Below are 18,918 nucleotides of genomic sequence, written 5' to 3'. Positions count from 1 at the left end.
GTTATCGTCACGCCCGCCCCCATCCAGATGACCATGGAAACTCTCGTCGCGATCCCCGATTACCGCAGTGGCAGCGCTCCGCTGGTTTTCACCGCCGCCGCCGCGCACAAGGTGCATGAGCTGATTGCCGAGGAAGGCAACCCCGCGCTGAAGCTGCGCGTGTACATTTCCGGCGGCGGTTGCTCGGGCTTCCAGTACGGTTTCACCTTCGACGAGGCCCAGGCCGAGGACGACCTGGCGATCGAGCGCGATGGCGTCACCCTGCTGTGCGACCCGCTGTCGCTGCAATACCTCACCGGCGCGCAGATCGACTACGCCGAGAACCTCAGCGGCGCGCAGTTCGTGATCAGCAATCCGAACGCGAAGACCACCTGCGGCTGCGGTTCATCGTTCTCCGCCTGAGGGCGCCGCCGATGGACCGGGCCACGCTGCCGCCCACGAACATCTTCGCCGGGCTGAGTCTGGTGCTCGACCGCGTGGCCGAGTCGCGCGACGAGTCGGTGTGGATCGTCGAACAGGCCCGTTCGCCGCACGCGCGCTACCTGCTGCTGGACGGTGCCGGCGAGGCGTTCCTGCGACGCGATGGGGACGCGCTGCGCTGGCTCGACGCCCGCGAACGCGAGCACTGGCTCGGCGAGCAGCGCGCCAGCCTGCTCGGCATGGCCTACGAGCGTCCGCACTTCCTGCTGGTGGCGGACGATGCCGCCCGCCTCGACGAACTGGAAACCGCGCTCGACGCGCGCCGCGTGGGCCTGCGTCACGCCGGCCTGCTGCTGGCCGCGGACGAAGCCGGCCTGTTCGCCTATGCCAAGGGCCTGTCGCACTGGCAGCGCGAGACGCGCTTCTGCGCGCATTGCGGCGCGCCGCTGCTGCTGGTTGCCGCCGGCCATCGCGCGCAATGCACCAACCCGGACTGCGCGCGGCTGCACTTTCCGCGCACCGACGCCGCCGTGATCATGCTGGTCGAGCACGACGGCGCCTGCCTGCTCGGCCGCCAGGCCGGCTGGCCGCCCGGGCGCTACTCCACCCTGGCCGGCTTCGTCGAGCCGGGCGAGGCGCTGGAGGACGCGGTGCGCCGCGAGGTGGCCGAGGAGGCCGGCGTGATCGTCGACGCGGTGCGCTACCACTCCTCGCAGCCGTGGCCGATGCCGGCCTCGCTGATGGTCGGCTTCATCGCCACCGCGGCGTCGCGGCGGATCGCCAGGCGCGATCACGAGCTGGAAGACGCGCGCTGGTTCACCCCGCAGCAGATCGTCGACGGCATCGCCGCCGGCAGCTTCGTGCCCTCCACCAGACTGTCAGTGTCCTACCAGTTGCTGGCGCACTGGCTGCGGCAGCGCGCGGGGCTGGAGCTGGATGCGCTGGTCGCCGACGCCGTACCAGGCTGACTGATCCGCCGGATGTTCGTGCGCACGGCGAACATGGCGGCCCCACGCCGGCGAACGCAGCCCATCGGCGATTGACGCCTTCGCGTGCTGCCGGCGGCGATCCGTCGCTTACAATGGCAGCCACCGTCCGCGAGCCCGTCCCGCCATGGCTATCCGTCTGCTAGTTGCCCTCGTCGCCCTCGGCCTGCTGCACGTCATGCCGCACCTGGCACGCTGGCGCGGTGACGGCTTGTTCCGCCGCTGGGTGGCGCAATGGGCGGACACCAGCGGCGGCGGTCGCGTGGCGCTGGTCCTGCTGCTGCCGCTGGTCCTGTGCGTGCTGCTGGAGTGGCTGCTCGGACACTCGCCGCTGGGCGCATTGCTGCCGCTGCTGTTCGCGCTGGTGGTGCTGTTGTACTGCTTCGGTCCGCGCGAATTCGAGGCCGACCTGGAAGCGATCCTGGACGCACCGGACGACGCCAGCCGCGAGGCCGCGGCGCAGGCGCTGGCCGACGACGGCCAGCCGATCCCCTGGAACGCACCGGCATTGGGTGAGGCGATCGCCTATGCCGCGTTGCGCCGGCGCTTCGCCGTGCTGCTGTGGTTCTTCCTGCTCGGCCCGGCTGGCGCGCTGCTGTACCGGCTGGCGCAGACGCTGGGCCGCGACGACGCACTGCGACTCGACCCGGACACCCGCCGTGCCGCCGGCTACGTGGCCAACGCGCTGGACTGGCTGCCGGCGCAGCTGCTGACCTTCACCCTGGCCGTGGTCGGCCACTGGGAGGCGGTGATCGGCGCCTGGCGACGCTGGCACAGCCAGGCTGCACCGACCAGCTGGTACGCGGCCGGCCCGGGTTTCTTGGGCGCCGCGGCGCAGGCCGACGTGCTGATCGACATCGAGGCCGGCGACGGCTACGCCGAGGAACACAGCGACCCGCTGGCCGAACTGCGGCGCCTGCGCGGCGCCCTGCTGCGCGCCCTGCTGGCCTGGCTCAGCGTGGTGGCACTGGTGGTGATCGGCGGCTGGATCGGCTGAGCCCGCTCAGGCCAGGTCGCCGCGCAGCTCGCGCACCCGCGCTTCCAGCGCCGCCGCGCTGACCTGCGCGGGCGCCTGCGGCGCAGCTACCACCATCTCCACCCGCGCACGGAACCGTCGCGGCAAGCGTGCGCGATGCAGCATCGAGTCGCGCCGGCTCCACACGCTGCCCCACAGGCCGCGCAGCGCCATCGGCACCACCGGCACCGGCCGCCGCGCCAGGATCTTCTCCACGCCGGGCCGGAACGGCGCGATCTCGCCGTCGGCACTGAGCCTGCCTTCGGGGAATACGCACACCACCTCGCCCGCGGCCAGTGCCGCGTCGATTGCGTCGTAGGCCTGCTCCAGCACTGCGGGATCTTCCTTGTGCCCGGCGATCGGGATCGCCCTGGCGGTGCGGAACACGAAGCTCAGCAGCGGGATGCGGAAGATCCGGTAATACATCACGAAGCGCACCGGCCGGCGCAGGTTCGCCATCAGCAGCAGCGGGTCCATGAAGCTGACGTGGTTGCACACCAGCAGCACCGGACCCTCTTCCGGAATGTGCTGGGCGCCGTCGGCGCGCACCCGGTACAGCGTGTTCACCAGCACCCAGGTGACGAAGCGCATCAGGAACTCGGGCACCAGGGTGAAGATGTACCAGGCCACCAGCACGTTGAGCAGTGCTGCGGCGAGGAAGATCTGCGGCGCATCCAGCCCCAGCGCACCCAGGCCCAGGCCGAAGCCGGCCGCCAGCACGATCAGCAACGCGTTCAGGATGTTGGTGCCGGCGATGATCCGCGACAGCTTCTCGCGCGGTGCGCGCGCCTGCACGAACGCGAACAGCGGCACCACGTAGAAGCCCGCGAACACGCCGATCAGGGTGAGGTCGAGCGCGACGCGCCAGCTGCCTGCACCGTGCAGGAAGGTCAGCCAGTCCAGCCCGCGCACCGCCGCCATGCCGTGGCGCGCGAAGTAGAGGTCCACCCCGAACGCGGTCAGCCCGAACGCGCCCAGCGGCACCAGGCCGATCTCCACCCGCCGCCCTGACATCCGCTCGCACAGCAGCGCGCCGATGCCGGTGCCGATCGAGAACAGGGTCAGCACCAGCGTGTTCACCGAGCCGTCGCCACCCAGCGTCTCGCGCGTGTAGATCGGCAGCTGCGCGATCAGCACGGTGCCGAAGAACCAGAACCACGAGATGCCCAGCACCGCGTTGAACACCGCACGATCGGCGCGGGTGATCGCCAGCACCCGCGCAGTCTCGCTGAACGGGTTCCAGTTGAACTTCAGGTCGGGTGCCGTCGCCGGCGCGGGGGGAATCGCGCGGCAGGCCAGGTAACCAGCCACCGCCACCGCGATGGTGGCGCCGGACGCCAGCAGCGGCCCCACTCCGGCCACCAGCATCAGCGAGTTGCCGGCGATCATGCCTACCAGCATCGCCAGCTGCGTGCCCATCTCCACCAGGCCGTTGCCGCCGACCAGCTCCTCCGGTTTCAGCGCCTGCGGCAGGATCGCGTACTTGATCGGTCCGAACGTGGCCGAGTGCATGCCCATCATGAACAGCACCACCAGCAGTAGCGTGGTGTGGTGCGTGTGGAAGCCGTACGCGGCCAGCGCCATCGCGGCGATCTCAAACAGCTTCACCCAGCGGATGATCCGGCTCTTCTCGTACTTCTCGGCCAGCTGCCCGGCGGTGGCGGAGAACAGGAAGAACGGGATGATGAACAGCGCCGGCGCCAGGTTGGTGTAGAGCGACACCGTGCGGTCGCCCAGCCCCATCTGGAACGCCACCAGCATCACCAGCGCATTGCGGAACGCGTTGTCGTTGAACGCCCCCAGCGCCTGGGTCCAGAAGAACGGCGCGAAACGCCGCTTGCCCAGCAATGCGAATTGGCTCATGCGATGGCCTTGTGCAAGTGGTCTCCGCCGCGGCCCCCTTGGCCACGGCGCCACTTCGATTATTGCCGCAGGCGATGAGTCGCGATAGCACGAATCATCGACACACATGAAAAAACCGCCGACGTTGCCGCCAGCGGTTGGGTTCAAGTGCGGACTGCCGGACCGTTACCGGCCCGGCAATCTGTTGCTTACAGCGAGAAGTCGTACCGTGCGGTGAAGCGCACCGAACGCGGTGCGTCGTAGCTGATGACACGGAAGCGGCTGTCTGCCACAGCACGAATGCCACCAAGCTCGCCGCGTTCTTCGACGTTCTGTGCCACCTGACGGTTGAGCACGTTGAACACATCAAGCTTCAGCTTCAGGTTGCCATTCGCCCAACGCGGGACGTAGGCAACATTCAGGCTCAACTGAACATCGGTCGGGAGGCGCCCCAGACTCCCGCGCGGCACCGGCTTGCCGCCACAGTAGTGATAATAACGGCCATAGTCGAGGTTATCCGCCCAGAACGTGCTGTATTCCGCCGCGTCCTGCGGAAGATAACCCAGGCAGCTCTTCGGACGCCCGGTCTGCGCAACCAGGGTGCCACCCACTTGCCATTCGGGGGTGAGCTGGTAGTAACCGTAGGCCTTCAGCACATGCCGGCGATCGTTGGGCAAGTTGCCACCGCCGTAAGCCATCAGCTCCTTGTGATCGAACAGCACGGTCTGCGACACATCGCCTTGGCCGATGTCGGAATCCAGCTGGCCTTCATCATTGCCATAGCTATGCGAAAGGGTGTAGTCCAAGCGACCGAACCAGTTGTCGGCAAACGGATGCTCCAGGAACAGGTCCAGGCCGATGTACTTGCGCTTCATGTACATGCCCATGTCTTCCTTGCTGTAGGGCACGGCAACCAATTCGGGCGAACCGGCCGCATCCGGCAGGTCGAGCAGCATCACGTTGTTGGCGCCCGGGTTGAACAGACGGCAGTCCGGCGAGTAGCTGTAAGCGGGATCGACGGCGATGTTGTGCTCCGCCATGTACTTCAGCATCGGGCGGTTGTCGCACTGGTCGTCGATGGCCGACTTCAGGTCGCGGTACTGCAGACGTGCACCCCAGCTCCATTTCGGACCAATGGCTTGCTGCATGCCCAGGATGTACTCGTCCTGGTAGTGCGACTTCAGGTTCTTGGCGGCCACGGTGCGCGGATCGGGAGCCTGGCCATACTCGTTGTTGGACGAATACGGGCCACGGCCGAGCGCCGTCAGACCGGTCGGGACGCCCGTGGTCGGGTCGATACCGGTGAAGCTGAAGAACTCCGTGGTGTAAGTCGAACCAGATGCACCACGTACTGCAACGTTCAGCGGCATCGCCAGGAAGTAACGGCCGGCATTGCCGTAGATCTTCAGGCTCGAGTCACCGTTGACATCCCAGCTGAAACCGACACGGGGAGCCCACTGGTTCTTCTGACTGACATACTTGATGCCATCGGAGTTGTAATTGTCAAAGCCGTCGTTGCGCAAGCCGAGCGACACCAGCCAGCGGTCGGTCACTTGCCAGCGATCCTCGACGTAGTACGCCTTCTGCTCGACCTTGAACGTACCGCCATTCTCGAAGATGTACTTGTAGACGTAATCGCTGTTGGGCGCAGTGGTGAGGCCGCCGCTGGAAGGAATGTCACCCAGGGCACCGGTACGCGCATAGAACCAGGCATAACGCGGACCCGACATCACCGTGCCAGCTTCAGATTCCGAATTCGACACGTCATAGCCGAAGCTGATGTCGTGATCACCCAGCTTCCAGTCCAAGTCGATGCGGTAGCCATCCGTCTTGTCATAGGCCTTCGGATCGGCCAAGGTGGTATAGGGCTGCAGGCCCGTGACCTTGTTGGTGATCGGACGGGTGTCGTTGATGTTCACCTTGGATGGATCGTAACCGTATGGCGCCGAGAAGTGCTGCGTGGTCTGCTTGCCGTACAGGGCACTCAGGGTCAGGCTGTCGGTGAGGTAGCCGGTGTATTTGCCGATGTATGTTTCGCCACCATCCTTGTAGCGATACCCGCCATTCTTGGTACCGCCATGAGTGCCGTCGGCAAAGCTGTATGCATAGCGGCTGCGGGTGGTGCCTGTCTTGTCGGACAGCGCGGTGACTTCGATCAGGTTGCTGTCGTTGATATTCCAGTCGACCTTGGTCAGCCAGCGCGGCTTCTTGATCTCATCGGTAATGTAAGCAGTCCGCGCAGCGTTACCGACCGCCTGGTTGTAGGCGTAGTTGTCCTTGTCCCACTCGCCGGAGGCATAGATGAACAGGCGGTCCTCGATCAGCGGGCCGCTGGCGTAAACGCCGTATGTAAAGGGATTGGAAACGAAGTTGCTGCGGTTGTAGTACTTTTTGCCGGCGTTCTGTGCACCCGTGTCCGCCTGGTAGTAGATGTTCTTGCGGGTCGAACGCAGGCTCTCCGGCGTCCATGTCGTCAGGGCGCCGAACTTCCACTGATTGCTGCCGGATTTGGTGGAAACGTTGATTACGCCACCGGTGGATCGTCCGTAGCGCGCACTGTAACCGCCGGTAATCACCTGCATTGCATCGATGGCATCAAATGGCAGCGTGGTGGAACCGATGTTGGTCAGTGCATTGGTGACCGGATAGCCATTGATGAAGTAGGCGTTCTCGGAAGCCGCCGAGCCACCGAACGACACCGAATTGCCGTAACGCGAGTCGGCCGGGATGACACTGGGCGCAAGCACCGCGGCCTGAGTGATATCACGTGCCACCGGGACGTTGTCCATGATCGTCGCCGTAAGATCCGTGCTGGTATCGACGCGACTGACGTCGATCGACGGCAAGGCCGACGCTGTCACGGTCACCGCGCCCAGATCCTGCGCATTGGCAGCAACGAAATTGACTGCCGTGCCGCCGATGCTCACCCTGACGTTGTCTCGGGTGCCTACCGTCTCTCCATCCTTCATTGCCTTGACGGTGTAGTTGCCGATCGGCAGCTCGTTGGCGCGATAACGGCCCTTCGAGTCTGTGGCGATGATACGGGTCAAGCCGGTATCGGAACTGATGATGGTGATCTGGCTGCCGGCAGCAGCCTCACCGAAAATCGAACCTGCAGAGCGCGATTGCGCAAAGGCCGCCCCCCCTACAAGGCTCAACGCCATGCCGACTGCCAGAGCCGAACGACGCAATTGGATATTGCGACTCGTGTTACGAAATTTCATTTGAATGATCTCCCCATAACTTTCCCAAGAACGGACTGCCAAAAGGCGGTGACGCTAGCGAAAGGCCGGCTGCCGATGGATTACTGCGATGCGGTATCGCAAAAACTTGCCAGCCTGACTTTCCAAAGGAGATGGCTCGAAAGTTTCCAAGACATCCCCCGAAGCCTCACTGCGACTCGCATCGAAGCATCAAATACAGACGCGACGATGCCGCCAAGCTAAGGACGCTACCTTCGCTCACGGCAGATTGTCAACAAGTTATTACGCCTACAACTTGCTTTTATGTAATTTCTTGCGAGTCGGGGTCGCATGTGCCCTTGCTGAAAGAAACAGCCATTGCCAGGGAATCGGTACGGGCCCGCTTCCGTCACATGTCGTCCGGCCCGGGCACGCATCGGGGGATCTGCATTGGCGCCCTCCGCGCCTGCGCCCGGACAGCGGGCCGAAGCCCATCAGTGCGACCTCGTGACATCGGGCCGAACAGCGGTGCATCGGATGTTACGTATCCACCTGGACAAGCCAGCACAGAACGCCCATGCCAAGCGGCCCAATGACACCTTCCGCACCGTGCTCTGAACCGCCGCGTCCTTATCGTCTCCACGGCGTATGTCGCATGACGGAGACTTGGTAGCACCGCGGCAATTGCGAGCATTCTTTCCGCCCGACGGATGGACTCCTGCCATCCGGTGCACCATGACATCCTCAGCCTTCACGACACTCCGAGCAAGCCGGAAAAACGCGGAAGCTTCGAGAGAACACCCATGGCCACTTGCTTCCAGCTGATGAACCCGTCCAACTCCACAAAAAAGGCCGGGATCCTTCGAGGATCCCGGCCCGTTTCAGCAGAAGGTCAGCTGACGCTTAGAACTTCTGGGTATAGCGCACGAAGAAGTAGCGGTCGATGTCCAGCGCCGGATCGTAGTACGAGGCGTTGCTGTTGCTCACCGTGTAGGTGATCGGACGCTTCTTGCCGAACACGTTGTTCACACCGGCCTGGATGCTGCCATTCCACGGCGTGTTGTAACGAGCCGAGACGTCGTGGAACACGATGGCGCCCTTGCGGTTGGCACCGGTGCCCCAGTTCTTGCCCTCGTAGTTCGGCTGGTTGCACTCGACGTCCGCTTCCCAGCAATCGTCGCGGAACGCGCCGTAGTAGCGCAGGCCCCAGCTTGCGCCGAAGTCGCCCATCGACCAGTCGACGCCCGCATTGGCGCGCCAGCGCGGCAGGCTCCACTGACCGGCGTAACCAACGATGTCGGCGTCCGCCGTGCTCTGGGTGTCATACGCCGACAGGTAGTTCGCGTCGAGGTTGACGGTGAACTTGCCGTAGCCAAAGTCCGGCAGGCGGTAATGCGCGCCGAAGTCCCAGCCTTCGGTCGACAGCATGCCCATGTTGATGTTGCCGCGGTTCAGGCCAACCACCTGGCCGGTGCCCGGGTCACGACCGAACTGGCCGCAATAAGTCGCCGAATTGGCCAGGTAGCACTGACCCAGCACGTAGTTGGCGCTGACGCCGGTGATCACGTTGGTGATCTTGACCTTGTACCAGTCGGCGCTCACGTCCAGACCCGGCACCCACTGCGGGCTGTAGACGAGACCGGCGGTCTTGCTGACGCTCTTTTCCGGGGTCAGGCCGGCGTTGCCCACACCGGCGTTGAACGCGGACGTGCTCTGCGTATTCGGCGCCGAAATCGGCAGGCCGGTGGTGGCGAGCTGGCGGAAATTAGCCGGCAAGCCCTGGGCGGCGCACTTCGCTGCTACACCGGCGTTGGTCGCGGCTGCACCGAACTTGGTGTCGCAGGGATCGGTGTAATAGTCGAACGTCTGCGAACCACCGCCGGACACGTCGTCCAGCGTCGGCGCGCGGAAGCCTTCCGCGTACGTGCCACGCATCATCAAGTCGTCGATCGGCTTCCACTGGAAGCTGTACTTGTTGTTGGTGGTGCTGCCGAAGTTGCTGTAGTGCGAGTAACGGCTGGCGACGTCCACCGAGAGCAGCTTCGCGCCCGGCAGGTCCCTCAGCAGCGGAACGTTGAACTCGACATACGCTTCGTTGGTGGTGTACTTGCCGTACGTCGCGCCAGCGGCCAGGTCGGTGGTCTTGCCCGAGCTGGCGAGCTGGTCCGGAAGGTCGTAGCCGCTGACCTTGCGGTGCTCGTAACCGGCTGCAAACGCCACCTCACCGGCCGGCAGGTCGAACAGACCGCCGGTGATGTTGGCGGTGTATTCCTTGGAGACGCTCTGCAGCGTGCTCTGGCTCAGGCTGTTGATGTAGGCCAGCGCCTGCGGGGTGGAGGCCGAGGGACCGCCCAGGACGTCGAACGGCACGCACTGGGTGAACGCGATCGGGTTGGCCGCCGTGCCGCACTGCACCTTGCCGTCAGCATTCAGGAACGACGGGCCCAGCGCCTGCTTCAGGTTCGTCAGGTTGAGGTTGCCCGAGCCGTACTCGACGACGTCATACTTGTTGTAATTGGTGCCGACGTCCCAGTTCCACACCCGGCTGCCCACATCGAAGGAGCCTTCGAAACCGGCGTCGAAGTGGTACGACTTGACGTTGTTCCTGGTGACGCGGGGAAGCTCGATGGTGCGGCGATAGAAGAACAGATCATTTCCCGGCATCGGGTTGTAATAGCTGTCACCGCTGATGTAGACCGGATTGGTGGCCTGCGTGTTGGTATTCAGCGGGTAACCGGCGACCTGACGCTGGTTGTCGCGCTCGGCGTACATGCCGGTGGCGCGGAACGACACGAACTCGTTGAAGTCGTAGCGACCGTTGGTGAAGATCGACTTCAGCTCGTTGGAGCCGGCCAGATTCATCTGCTGGGTCGGGTTGAAGTAATCGTTGGGAGCGTTGGTGCCAGAACGATGGTAATTGGCAAAGTTACGCGAACTCTGGCCGACGCCGACGCCGTCGTAGCTACCCGTGTGGTTGATGACCCACTGGTACGGAACCCATACGCCCTTGGCGTTGTAAGAGCCGTGGCCGGTCGTGCCGGCAGGTGAAGGATCCACAAAGCGGCCCCACGGACCCGTGCCGCTCAGACCATCTTCGGCATGATTCGGCCCGAACGTGTAGGCGGTAGCCTTGCGCTTGCTGGCCCAGATCGGGCTTTCCTTGGTGTAGTTGGCACCGAACACCAGCGAGCTCTTCTCGTTGCTGGTGCCCATCGTGAACGAGTAGGCATCCTTGGTACCGTCACCCGCCTGGTTCTGGCCGTAGTAGGCCGAGGCCTCGGCACCGACGTAGTGGTCCTTCAGGATGATGTTGATGACGCCCGCGATGGCATCGGAGCCGTAGATCGACGACGCGCCATCCTTCAGGATGTCGATGCGCTCGATCAGCGCGGCGGGAATCGTGGACATGTCGGTGAAGCCGGCCAGGCTGGACGCCCAGCGCTTGCCGTTGACCAGCACCAGGGTGCGCTGCTCGCCCAGGTTGCGCACGTTGACGTACTGGCCGCCCTGCTCCGGGTTGGAGGTCAGCACGCTGGCCTTGCTGAAGGTCTGCGCGCCGGCGACGGTAAGGTTCGCCAGGATGTCACCCACGCTGACCAGGCCGGTCTTCTGGATGTCGGCCTGGGTCACGGTGAACACCGGCTGAGCGGTTTCCACATCCACGCTGTGGATGCGTGAACCAGTCACCGTGACAGTCGATAATTCCTTGGCTTGGCCCTGATCGGGTGCCTGGGTGCTCTGAGCATTCTGTGCGAGCGCGCCGGTGCCGATCATGCCGAGGCTCAGCCCCAGACCGACAGCCAAAGCCGTTCGACGGAGATGATGTGCCGCCAACTTATTGTGTGAATTCATTGTTTGGTAACTCCCAAGGTTCCGCCCGAACGGTCCGGGCACATGAAACTTTTTTTGTATGCGTGCCATCCGCAGGAACACCTCCGGCCGCTTTGGCCGGTTGTGCCGATGCACATGATCCAACGCGAGTTTTTGCGTATCTGGATACGCAAGAATTTACGAAGTTAGTTCAAGAGTTTGCAGAGGTCAACACTTTCGTAACCTTTCCTTCTTTTCTTGCTCATTGACTTGTTTCGAAAAAACGTGCTATTCGCACAATCGCCCTTCCTTACCAGCCCGGCCGAATCCATGAACACGCAAAATCTCACGAATCAGCCAGCTTCGAATTCTTTTGCAGATCGCATCAAGTTGTTGATCCAGCGGGTTGGCAGCGCCACGGAAATCGCGCGGATGTGCGGTTTTTCCGAAGGCGTGGTGCGCAGCTGGCGCGACGGCAACACCGACCCCTCGCGTGCGCGATGCGTCACGCTGGCGCGCACGCTGGGCATCTCGCTGGTCTGGCTGGTGGCCGGCGAGGGTTCGCTGCAGATGGACCCGACCCTGCCCAACCTGGACGACCAGCACAGCTCGGAAAAGGTCACGTCGCACCGATCACACGGTCGCCAGCACGCGCATGGCCAGGCTCCCCAGGCCACGGTCGACGCGCAGCGGTTGAATACCGCCGTGCGCATATTGCAATCGGAGCTGAGCCTGGCTGACAGCCAGCTCTCGTTGTCCGAAAACGCCGACCTGCTGAGCCAGCTCTACGAGATCCTCGGCCCCGGCGGCTCGCATGTGGACCCGATCGCGATGGTGACGTTCAATCACCAGCTCGCCGAGCGGATCCGCAAGGAACGCAACCGGGCCTGATTCGTCCTTTCGCGCACGACGACGCGGCCGCCTCGACGACAGCCGCGTTGTTTTCCGCGCACGTACTCAGAGCAGAGCGATATCGGCGACGGCGCCGAACCGGGCCTTCAGCTGACCGAGCAGGGCCAGCCGGTTCATGCGTACGGCCGGATCGTCGGCGTTGACCAGCACGCTGTCGAAAAACGCATCCACCGGCGCCTGCAGCTGTGACAGGCGGGCCAGCACCGCGGTGTAATCGCCGGCCTCCAGCGCCGCGGCGGTCTCGTGCCGGGCTGCAGCCAATGCCTCGGCCAAGTCACGTTCCGCATCGGCCTCGAAAAGCGCCGGATCGACGACCCCGTCGATCGGCTGGGCACCCGGTTCCGCGGCCTGCTTGCGCAAGATGTTGGCGACCCGCTTGTTGGCGGCAGCCAAGCTGGCGGCCTCCGGGCGGCGACCGAACTCAACCACGGCGCGCAGGCGCCGGTCGAAATCGGCCAGACTGGACGGCTGCACCGCGAGTACCGCCTCGAACTGCGCATTGTCGAAACCCTGCTCGGCGTAGTAGCCGCGCAGGCGGTCGAGCACGAAGTCGTGCAGCTCGTCGAGCAGGATGGCGCGGCGCTGGCCTGCATCCAGTGCCGGCGGCTTGCCGTCCTTGCCCGGCCTCAGGCCGGCGGCCAGCGCGGCGTCCGGCAGCAGCTCCAGCGCCTCGATCAGGCTGCCGCGCAGATCCAGCTCCAGATTGCCCTCGATCAGGGTACGGGCCAGGCCCAGCGCGGCACGGCGCAACGCGAACGGGTCCTTGTTGCCGCCCGGTTTCATGCCGATGGCAAAGATGCCGGCGAGCGTATCGAGCCGTTCGGCCACGGCCAGCACCTGGCCCAGCTTGTCGGCGGCGATCGCGTCGCGACCGAAGCGCGGCTGGTAGTAGCTGTCCAGCGCCTCAGCCACCGCGGCCAGTTCGCCGTCGTGGCTGGCGTAATAGCGGCCCATCACGCCTTGCAACTCGGGAAATTCTCCGACCATGCGGGTCAGCAGGTCGCACTTGCTCAGGGCGGCGGCACGGGTAGCCATGCCGGCGTCGACACCGACCCGGTTGGCGGTGATCCGCGCCAATTCGGCCACGCGCACGCTCTTGTCCCACAGGCTGCCCAGCGCCTGCTGATAGGTCACGTTCCTGAGCTGCTCCTGGTAGCTGGCCAGCGGCGTCTTCAGGTCCTCGTCCCAGAAGAACTTGGCATCGGCGAAACGCGGCCGGATCACCCGTTCGTAACCCTTGCGGATCTCGGCCGGCTTCTTGCTCTCGAGGTTCGCGATGCCGATGAAGTGCTCGGTGAGGCGGCCGTTCGCGTCGAACACCGGCACGAATTTCTGGTTGGCCACCATGGTGGCGACCAGCGCTTCCGGCGGCACGGCGAGGAATTCGCGCTCGAACGTGCAGGCGATCGCCACCGGCCATTCGGTGAGGTTGGCCAATTCGTCCAGCAGCGCGCCATCCAGCCGCGGCACGCCCCCGGTGGTCGCCGCCAGCGCGGCCACCTGCTCACGAATGCGCTGGCGCCGTTCGCGCGGATCGGCCAGCACGTTGCTGGCGCGCATCGTATCCAGCCAGCCGTCGGCGGCGGCCACGTGCACCGGCTGCGGGTGCATGAAGCGATGGCCGCGCGACTTGCGTCCGCTGGCCAGGCCCAGCACGGTGCCGTCGACGATGTCGGCCCCATGCAGCATCACCAGCCAGTGCGCCGGGCGCACGAAGCTGTAGTCATGATCGGCCCAGCGCATCGGGCGCGGGATCGGCAGGCCCTTCAGCGCCTCGTCGACGATCTCCGGCAGCAGCGCCGCCACCGGCTGACCCGGCTTGACCGTGCGCCAGACGTACCAGCTGCCCTTGTCGGTCTCCAGCTTCTGCAGTTGCTCGACGCCGACGCCGCAGGATTGCGCGAAACCGAGCAGCGCCTTCGAGGGCCGACCCTCGGCATCGACGGCGGCGTTCCGTGCCGGGCCCCGGCGCTCGATCGCCTGCTCCGGCTGGGCCACGGCCACGGCGGGCACGAGTACGGCCAGGCGGCGCGGCGAGGCGTAGGCCTGGGCCAGGTCGAGGCCGGCCTCGATGCCGCGCCTGGCCAAACCATCGCAGATGCCACGCAGGAAAGCGGCGGACAACTCGTCCAGCGCCTTCGGCGGCAGTTCCTCGGTACCCAGTTCGATCAACAGCGACTTGGCGGCGCTCATGCGGCCTGCTCCCTGAAAACGTTCTTCAGGCCCGGGAAACCGAGCTTCTCGCGCTGTGCCACGTAGGTCTCGGCCACGCTGCGCGACAGCGTGCGCACGCGCAGGATGTAGCGCTGGCGCTCGGTGACGCTGATCGCGCGGCGTGCGTCCAGCAGGTTGAAGGTGTGGCTGGCCTTCATCACCTGCTCGTACGCCGGCAGCGGCAGGCTGGCCGCAATCAGCTGGTTCGCGGTGGCCTCGCACACGTCGAACCAGCGCAGCAGTTCGGCCACGTTGGCGTGCTCGAAGTTGTAGGTGCTCTGCTCCACCTCGTTCTGGTGGAACACATCGCCGTAGGTCACGATTCCGCGTGGACCGTCAGTCCAGATCAGGTCGTAGACGTTGTCCACGTTCTGCAGGTACATCGCCAGCCGTTCCAGGCCATAGGTGATTTCGCCGGTCACCGGGCGGCACTCCAGGCCTCCGGCCTGCTGGAAGTAGGTGAACTGGGTCACCTCCATGCCGTTCAGCCACACCTCCCAGCCCAAGCCCCAGGCGCCGAGCGTGGGCGACTCCCAGTTGTCCTCGACGAAGCGCAGATCATGCACCAGCGGATCGAGGCCCAGCTCCTTCAGCGAGCCAATGTAGAGATCGAGGATATCCTCGGGGTTCGGCTTCATCACCACCTGGTACTGGTAGTAATGCTGCAGGCGGTTCGGGTTGTTGCCGTAGCGGCCGTCGGTGGGTCGGCGCGAGGGCTGCACGTAGGCGGCGGCCCAGGGCTCGGGACCGAGCGCGCGCAGGAAGGTGGCGGGATGGAAGGTGCCGGCGCCGACCTCGGTATCGAGCGGCTGCAGCAGCACACAACCCTGCGCCGCCCAGTAGCGGTTGAGGGTCTGGATCACATCCTGGAAGGTGCGTGCGGACATGGCTTTCCGTGACCTGGAGTAAAGCGCGTTAGTATAGCCGCAGCGCGCTTTGCCACCGGGCCGTGCCCGCTGGACGCCACGCAGGAAATACACCCGGATGGCCGCTTCACCGCAAATCGCATCGCTGCTCGGCCGACGCGGCCGGCTGGAGCTGGAGGAACTGCTGGCGACGCTGGTGGTCGACGGTTACCTGCAGGCCGAGGACGCCAGGCAGGTGCGGATGGGCGCCCGGGCCGGCCGCAGTACGGTGGAGCTGCACCCGCTGGTGCTGATCGCCAACGCCAGGCTGACGAACCTGCGCGACCCGGGACGACCGCTGGGCCTGGAGAACCTGGCCGAATGGCTGGCCGGTCGTGCCGGGTTGCCGTACCTGAAGATCGACCCGATGAAGATCAACGTCGCGGCGGCAACCCAGGTGGTGAGCCATGCCTACGCCAAGCGGCACCGGATCCTGCCGATCGCGGTCGCGCCGGGCGAAGTGACGTTCGCCACGTGTGAACCGTTCGACGCCGGCTGGGCCTCCGACCTGGGCCAGATGCTGCGGCGGGACGTCAAGCGTGTGGTGGCCAGCCCGATCGACATCAACCGCTACCTGCAGGAATTTTACGGCGTCCAGCGTTCGATCCAGCTGGCGCAGGACGCCAAGGGCGGCAGCGACAGCTCCTCGGCCATCCTCAACTTCGAGCAGCTGGTCGAACTGGGCAAGAGCGGCGAGGTCGGCGCCGACGACCGCCATGTGGTGCACATCGTCGACTGGCTGCTGCAGTACGCCTTCGAGCAGCGCGCCTCGGACATCCACCTGGAGCCACGCCGCGACACTGGGCACATGCGCTTCCGCATCGACGGCATCATGCAGAAGGTATTCGAGCTGCCTTCCCCCGTGATGACCGCCGTCACCGCGCGCATCAAGATTTTGGCGCGCATGGACGTGGCCGAGAAGCGCCGCCCGCAGGACGGCCGCATCAAGACGCGCTCGTCCTCCGGCCGCGAGGTTGAACTGCGCATCTCGAACATGCCCACCGCGTTCGGCGAGAAGGTGGTGATGCGCATCTTCGACCCGGACCTGGTGGTGAAGGATTTCGCACAGCTCGGCTTCTCCGCCGGCGAAGGCGCCAACTGGCGCAGCATGGTGGAGCGGCCGCACGGCATCGTGCTGGTCACCGGCCCCACCGGTTCGGGCAAGACCACCACGCTGTATTCCACGCTGAAGCACCTGGCCACGCCGGAGCTCAACGTGTGCACGGTGGAAGACCCGATCGAGATGGTCTCGCCGGAATTCAACCAGATGCAGGTGCATGCGGCGATCGACCTCGACTTCGCCGCTGGCGTGCGCACGCTGCTGCGCCAAGACCCCGACATCATCATGATCGGCGAGATCCGCGACTTGGAAACCGCGCAGATGGCGGTGCAGGCCTCGCTCACCGGCCACCTGGTGCTGTCCACGCTACACACCAACGACGCGCCCAGCGCGGTCACCCGCCTGCTCGACCTCGGCGTGCCGCACTACCTGATCCAGTCCACCCTCACCGGCGTGGTGGCGCAGCGGCTGGTACGCACCTTGTGCCCGCACTGCAAGCGGGCGACCACGCAGGACCCGCAGGCCTGGAACGTGCTGACCCACGGCTGGAACCTCCTTCTGCCGGAGCAGGTGTTCCAGCCGGTCGGCTGCCTGGAGTGCCGCAACACCGGCTTCCTCGGGCGCACCGGCATCTACGAGATGCTGAAACTGTCGTCGCGGCTGCGCGGCATGATCTCGGCCCATCTCGATTTGGGCCGGTTCGGCCATGCCGCGCTTTCCGAAGGCATGCGGCCGCTGCGCATCTCGGCTGCCGACCAGGTGGCCGCCGGGCTGACCACGGTGCAGGAGGTTCTCACGGTGTTGCCGCCCATTGACGGATTCGACGATACTCAGCCGTAAAGACGTCCAAATGTCGCCATCGACCTTCCGCATGAAACCCGTCCTGATCATCCGTACCGGTCGCGCGCCGGATACCATCCGCGCCCGGCATGGCGACTTCCCGCACTGGTTCCGCCTCGGCGCCGGGCTGCACCCGCGACAGCTGCGGATCGTCGACGTCGCGGCCGGCGAGGCACTGCCGCCGCCGCGCGAAGTTGCCGGCGCCATGATCACCGGTTCGGCTGCCATGGTCACCTCGCGCGAGCCGTGGAGTGAACGCACCGCCGGCTGGATCCGTGACGCGATGGACATGGAGCTGCCGCTGTTCGGCGTCTGCTACGGCCACCAACTGATGGCGCATGCGCTGGGCGGGCGCGTCGACTACCTGCCGGGCGGGCGCGAAATCGGCACCCAGACGATCGCGCTTTCCACCGGCGCGGCCCACGATCCGCTGACCGCCTCGTTGCCTGCCAGCTTCCGCGCGCATACCACGCACGAACAGAGCGTGCTCGAACCACCCGCCGGCGCCGCCGTGCTGGCCCGTTCGGCGAGGGATCCCCACCAGTTGCTGCGTTATGGTCCGCGTGCGTTCAGCACCCAGTTCCACCCGGAATTCAACGCCGACGTGATGCGTGCGTACATCACGCGCAAGCACGCCGACATGCGGCGCGAGGGCGCGGATCCGCGGCAGGTCTACGATGCCGTGGCCGCCACGCCGGATGCGCGTCGCTTGCTACGCCAGTTTTCCCGCCGTCACGACTGGGACAAGGTCGCCAGTTGAACCTCAATTGCGCAGGCGGCGGGCAACCGCATCGCGCGAGAACAGCGCAAACACCACACCGAACAGGAATCCGCCGATGTGGGCCCACCACACGTAGGCGCCATAGCTCGGGCCCGCATAGCTGAACAGCAGTTGCAGCAGCACCCAGATGCCGATCAGCAGGAACGCCGGCACCCGCACGAATTCCAGGTACAGCCCCAGCGGCAGAACCAGGCCGAGACGCGCGCGCGGAAACAACGCCACGTACGCTCCCACCACCGCCGACACCGCACCGCTGCAGCCGATGATCGGCAGGCGCACGCCTGCGAGTGACAACGCGCCGATCAGGTTCGCCACGATCCCGCCCACCACGAACAGCAGCAGGAAGCGCAGCGAGCCCAGCGCGCGCTCGCCCGGCAGGCCGAAAATCACCAGGAACAGCAAGTTGCTGAGCAGATGCAGCCAGGTGACGTGGATGAACAGTGCGGTGAACAACCGCAGCAGGGCCGGATCGGTCAGCTGCGGCAGCAAGGCTTCGTGCGGGTCGAAGATGTTCGCCGGTACCGTGCCCCACTCCAGCAGCAACGAAATCCGCTGCGGCGCAGGCATCAGCGCCAGACCCACGAAGCACAGCACGCAGAGCATCACGATCAGCAAGGTGGCCCAGTGCCAGCGAGGGCGACGGCGCGTTTCGACATGGACAAACAAGAGCCGCTCCCTGAGGCGCCCGCCGATCGCGGCGTCCTTCCATCATAGGTGAAGGAGGGCTGCCGCAACGTTGGAACACTTGGCGCTTCGACAGGCACAGGACGGGCTCTGTTGATGGAGAGCCATGCCGTGTCGCAATCGGCGATGGCGGCGGCGCGGGCCAAGGGCCAAAAAGACGAAGGCCTCCCCCGGAGGGGGAGGCCTTCGAAGGATAAAGCCCCTGGCGGTGACCTGTTGCGGGTCGCGACCTGCGGTCGCCACAGCAACCGCGCCCAAAGAAACACC

12 protein-coding genes are annotated in these 18,918 nt (G+C 65.4%); 6 read left to right on the top strand and 6 right to left on the bottom strand.

Annotated elements, in window-relative coordinates; translation table 11 throughout:
- Positions 1-33: 33 nt before the first annotated feature.
- From erpA to ampE, 3 genes are all read left to right on the top strand, one after another.
- Entirely contained in the window at positions 34-402 is a 369-nt protein-coding gene (gene erpA, locus AC3WRN_RS08365) for an iron-sulfur cluster insertion protein ErpA (RefSeq protein WP_068095564.1), read from the top strand.
- An 11-nt stretch (positions 403-413) separates the two neighbouring features.
- Positions 414-1,388 (top strand): NAD(+) diphosphatase, encoded by a 975-nt coding sequence (gene nudC / locus AC3WRN_RS08360; RefSeq protein WP_068095547.1) that lies wholly within the window; start codon positions 414-416, stop codon positions 1,386-1,388.
- A 145-nt stretch (positions 1,389-1,533) separates the two neighbouring features.
- Positions 1,534-2,403 (top strand): regulatory signaling modulator protein AmpE, encoded by an 870-nt coding sequence (ampE, locus tag AC3WRN_RS08355; protein WP_068095545.1) that lies wholly within the window; start codon positions 1,534-1,536, stop codon positions 2,401-2,403.
- Between the two features lie 6 nt (positions 2,404-2,409).
- On the opposite strand, the gene AC3WRN_RS08350 is transcribed toward ampE, so the two are convergent.
- The 3 genes from AC3WRN_RS08350 to AC3WRN_RS08340 all read right to left on the bottom strand — a co-directional run bounded on the left by AC3WRN_RS08350 (position 2,410) and on the right by AC3WRN_RS08340 (position 11,297).
- The gene (locus tag AC3WRN_RS08350; RefSeq protein WP_492622624.1) at positions 2,410-4,284 is read right to left on the bottom strand and encodes an MFS transporter; all 1,875 of its coding nucleotides are present in this window, start codon (positions 4,282-4,284) and stop codon (positions 2,410-2,412) included.
- Positions 4,285-4,472: 188 nt separating this feature from the next.
- On the bottom strand, positions 4,473-7,487 hold the full coding sequence (locus tag AC3WRN_RS08345; RefSeq protein WP_492622623.1) for a TonB-dependent receptor: 3,015 nt from the start codon (positions 7,485-7,487) through the stop codon (positions 4,473-4,475).
- 861 nt (positions 7,488-8,348) lie between these two features.
- On the bottom strand, positions 8,349-11,297 hold the full coding sequence (locus AC3WRN_RS08340) for a TonB-dependent receptor plug domain-containing protein (protein ID WP_492622622.1): 2,949 nt from the start codon (positions 11,295-11,297) through the stop codon (positions 8,349-8,351).
- 288 nt (positions 11,298-11,585) lie between these two features.
- On the opposite strand from AC3WRN_RS08340, the gene AC3WRN_RS08335 reads away from it, so the two are divergent.
- Entirely contained in the window at positions 11,586-12,146 is a 561-nt protein-coding gene (locus AC3WRN_RS08335; protein WP_492622750.1) for a helix-turn-helix domain-containing protein, read from the top strand.
- 66 nt (positions 12,147-12,212) lie between these two features.
- Here the strand turns inward: AC3WRN_RS08335 and glyS are convergent, their stop codons facing one another.
- Positions 12,213-14,360, bottom strand: a complete 2,148-nt coding sequence (gene glyS / locus AC3WRN_RS08330; RefSeq protein ID WP_492622621.1) for a glycine--tRNA ligase subunit beta — start codon at positions 14,358-14,360, stop codon at positions 12,213-12,215.
- Positions 14,357-15,268 (bottom strand): glycine--tRNA ligase subunit alpha, encoded by a 912-nt coding sequence (gene glyQ, locus AC3WRN_RS08325; RefSeq protein ID WP_492622620.1) that lies wholly within the window; start codon positions 15,266-15,268, stop codon positions 14,357-14,359. Before glyQ ends, glyS begins: the two co-directional genes overlap by 4 nt.
- 97 nt (positions 15,269-15,365) lie before the next feature.
- Between glyQ and tfpB the strand changes: the two genes are divergently transcribed.
- Positions 15,366-17,186, top strand: a complete 1,821-nt coding sequence (gene tfpB / locus AC3WRN_RS08320) for a type IV pilus assembly ATPase TfpB (RefSeq protein WP_492622619.1) — start codon at positions 15,366-15,368, stop codon at positions 17,184-17,186.
- 31 nt (positions 17,187-17,217) lie between these two features.
- Entirely contained in the window at positions 17,218-17,946 is a 729-nt protein-coding gene (locus AC3WRN_RS08315; protein WP_492622618.1) for a glutamine amidotransferase, read from the top strand.
- A 3-nt stretch (positions 17,947-17,949) separates the two neighbouring features.
- Here the strand turns inward: AC3WRN_RS08315 and AC3WRN_RS08310 are convergent, their stop codons facing one another.
- Positions 17,950-18,633 (bottom strand): rhomboid family intramembrane serine protease, encoded by a 684-nt coding sequence (locus tag AC3WRN_RS08310; RefSeq protein ID WP_492622617.1) that lies wholly within the window; start codon positions 18,631-18,633, stop codon positions 17,950-17,952.
- Between the last annotated feature and the right edge of the window lie 285 nt (positions 18,634-18,918).

The organism is Rhodanobacter sp. FW101-FHT13A11, assembly GCF_058790335.1.
Note: the sequence above shows the minus strand (reverse complement) of the source record. Positions and strands in the feature narration are given on the sequence as shown.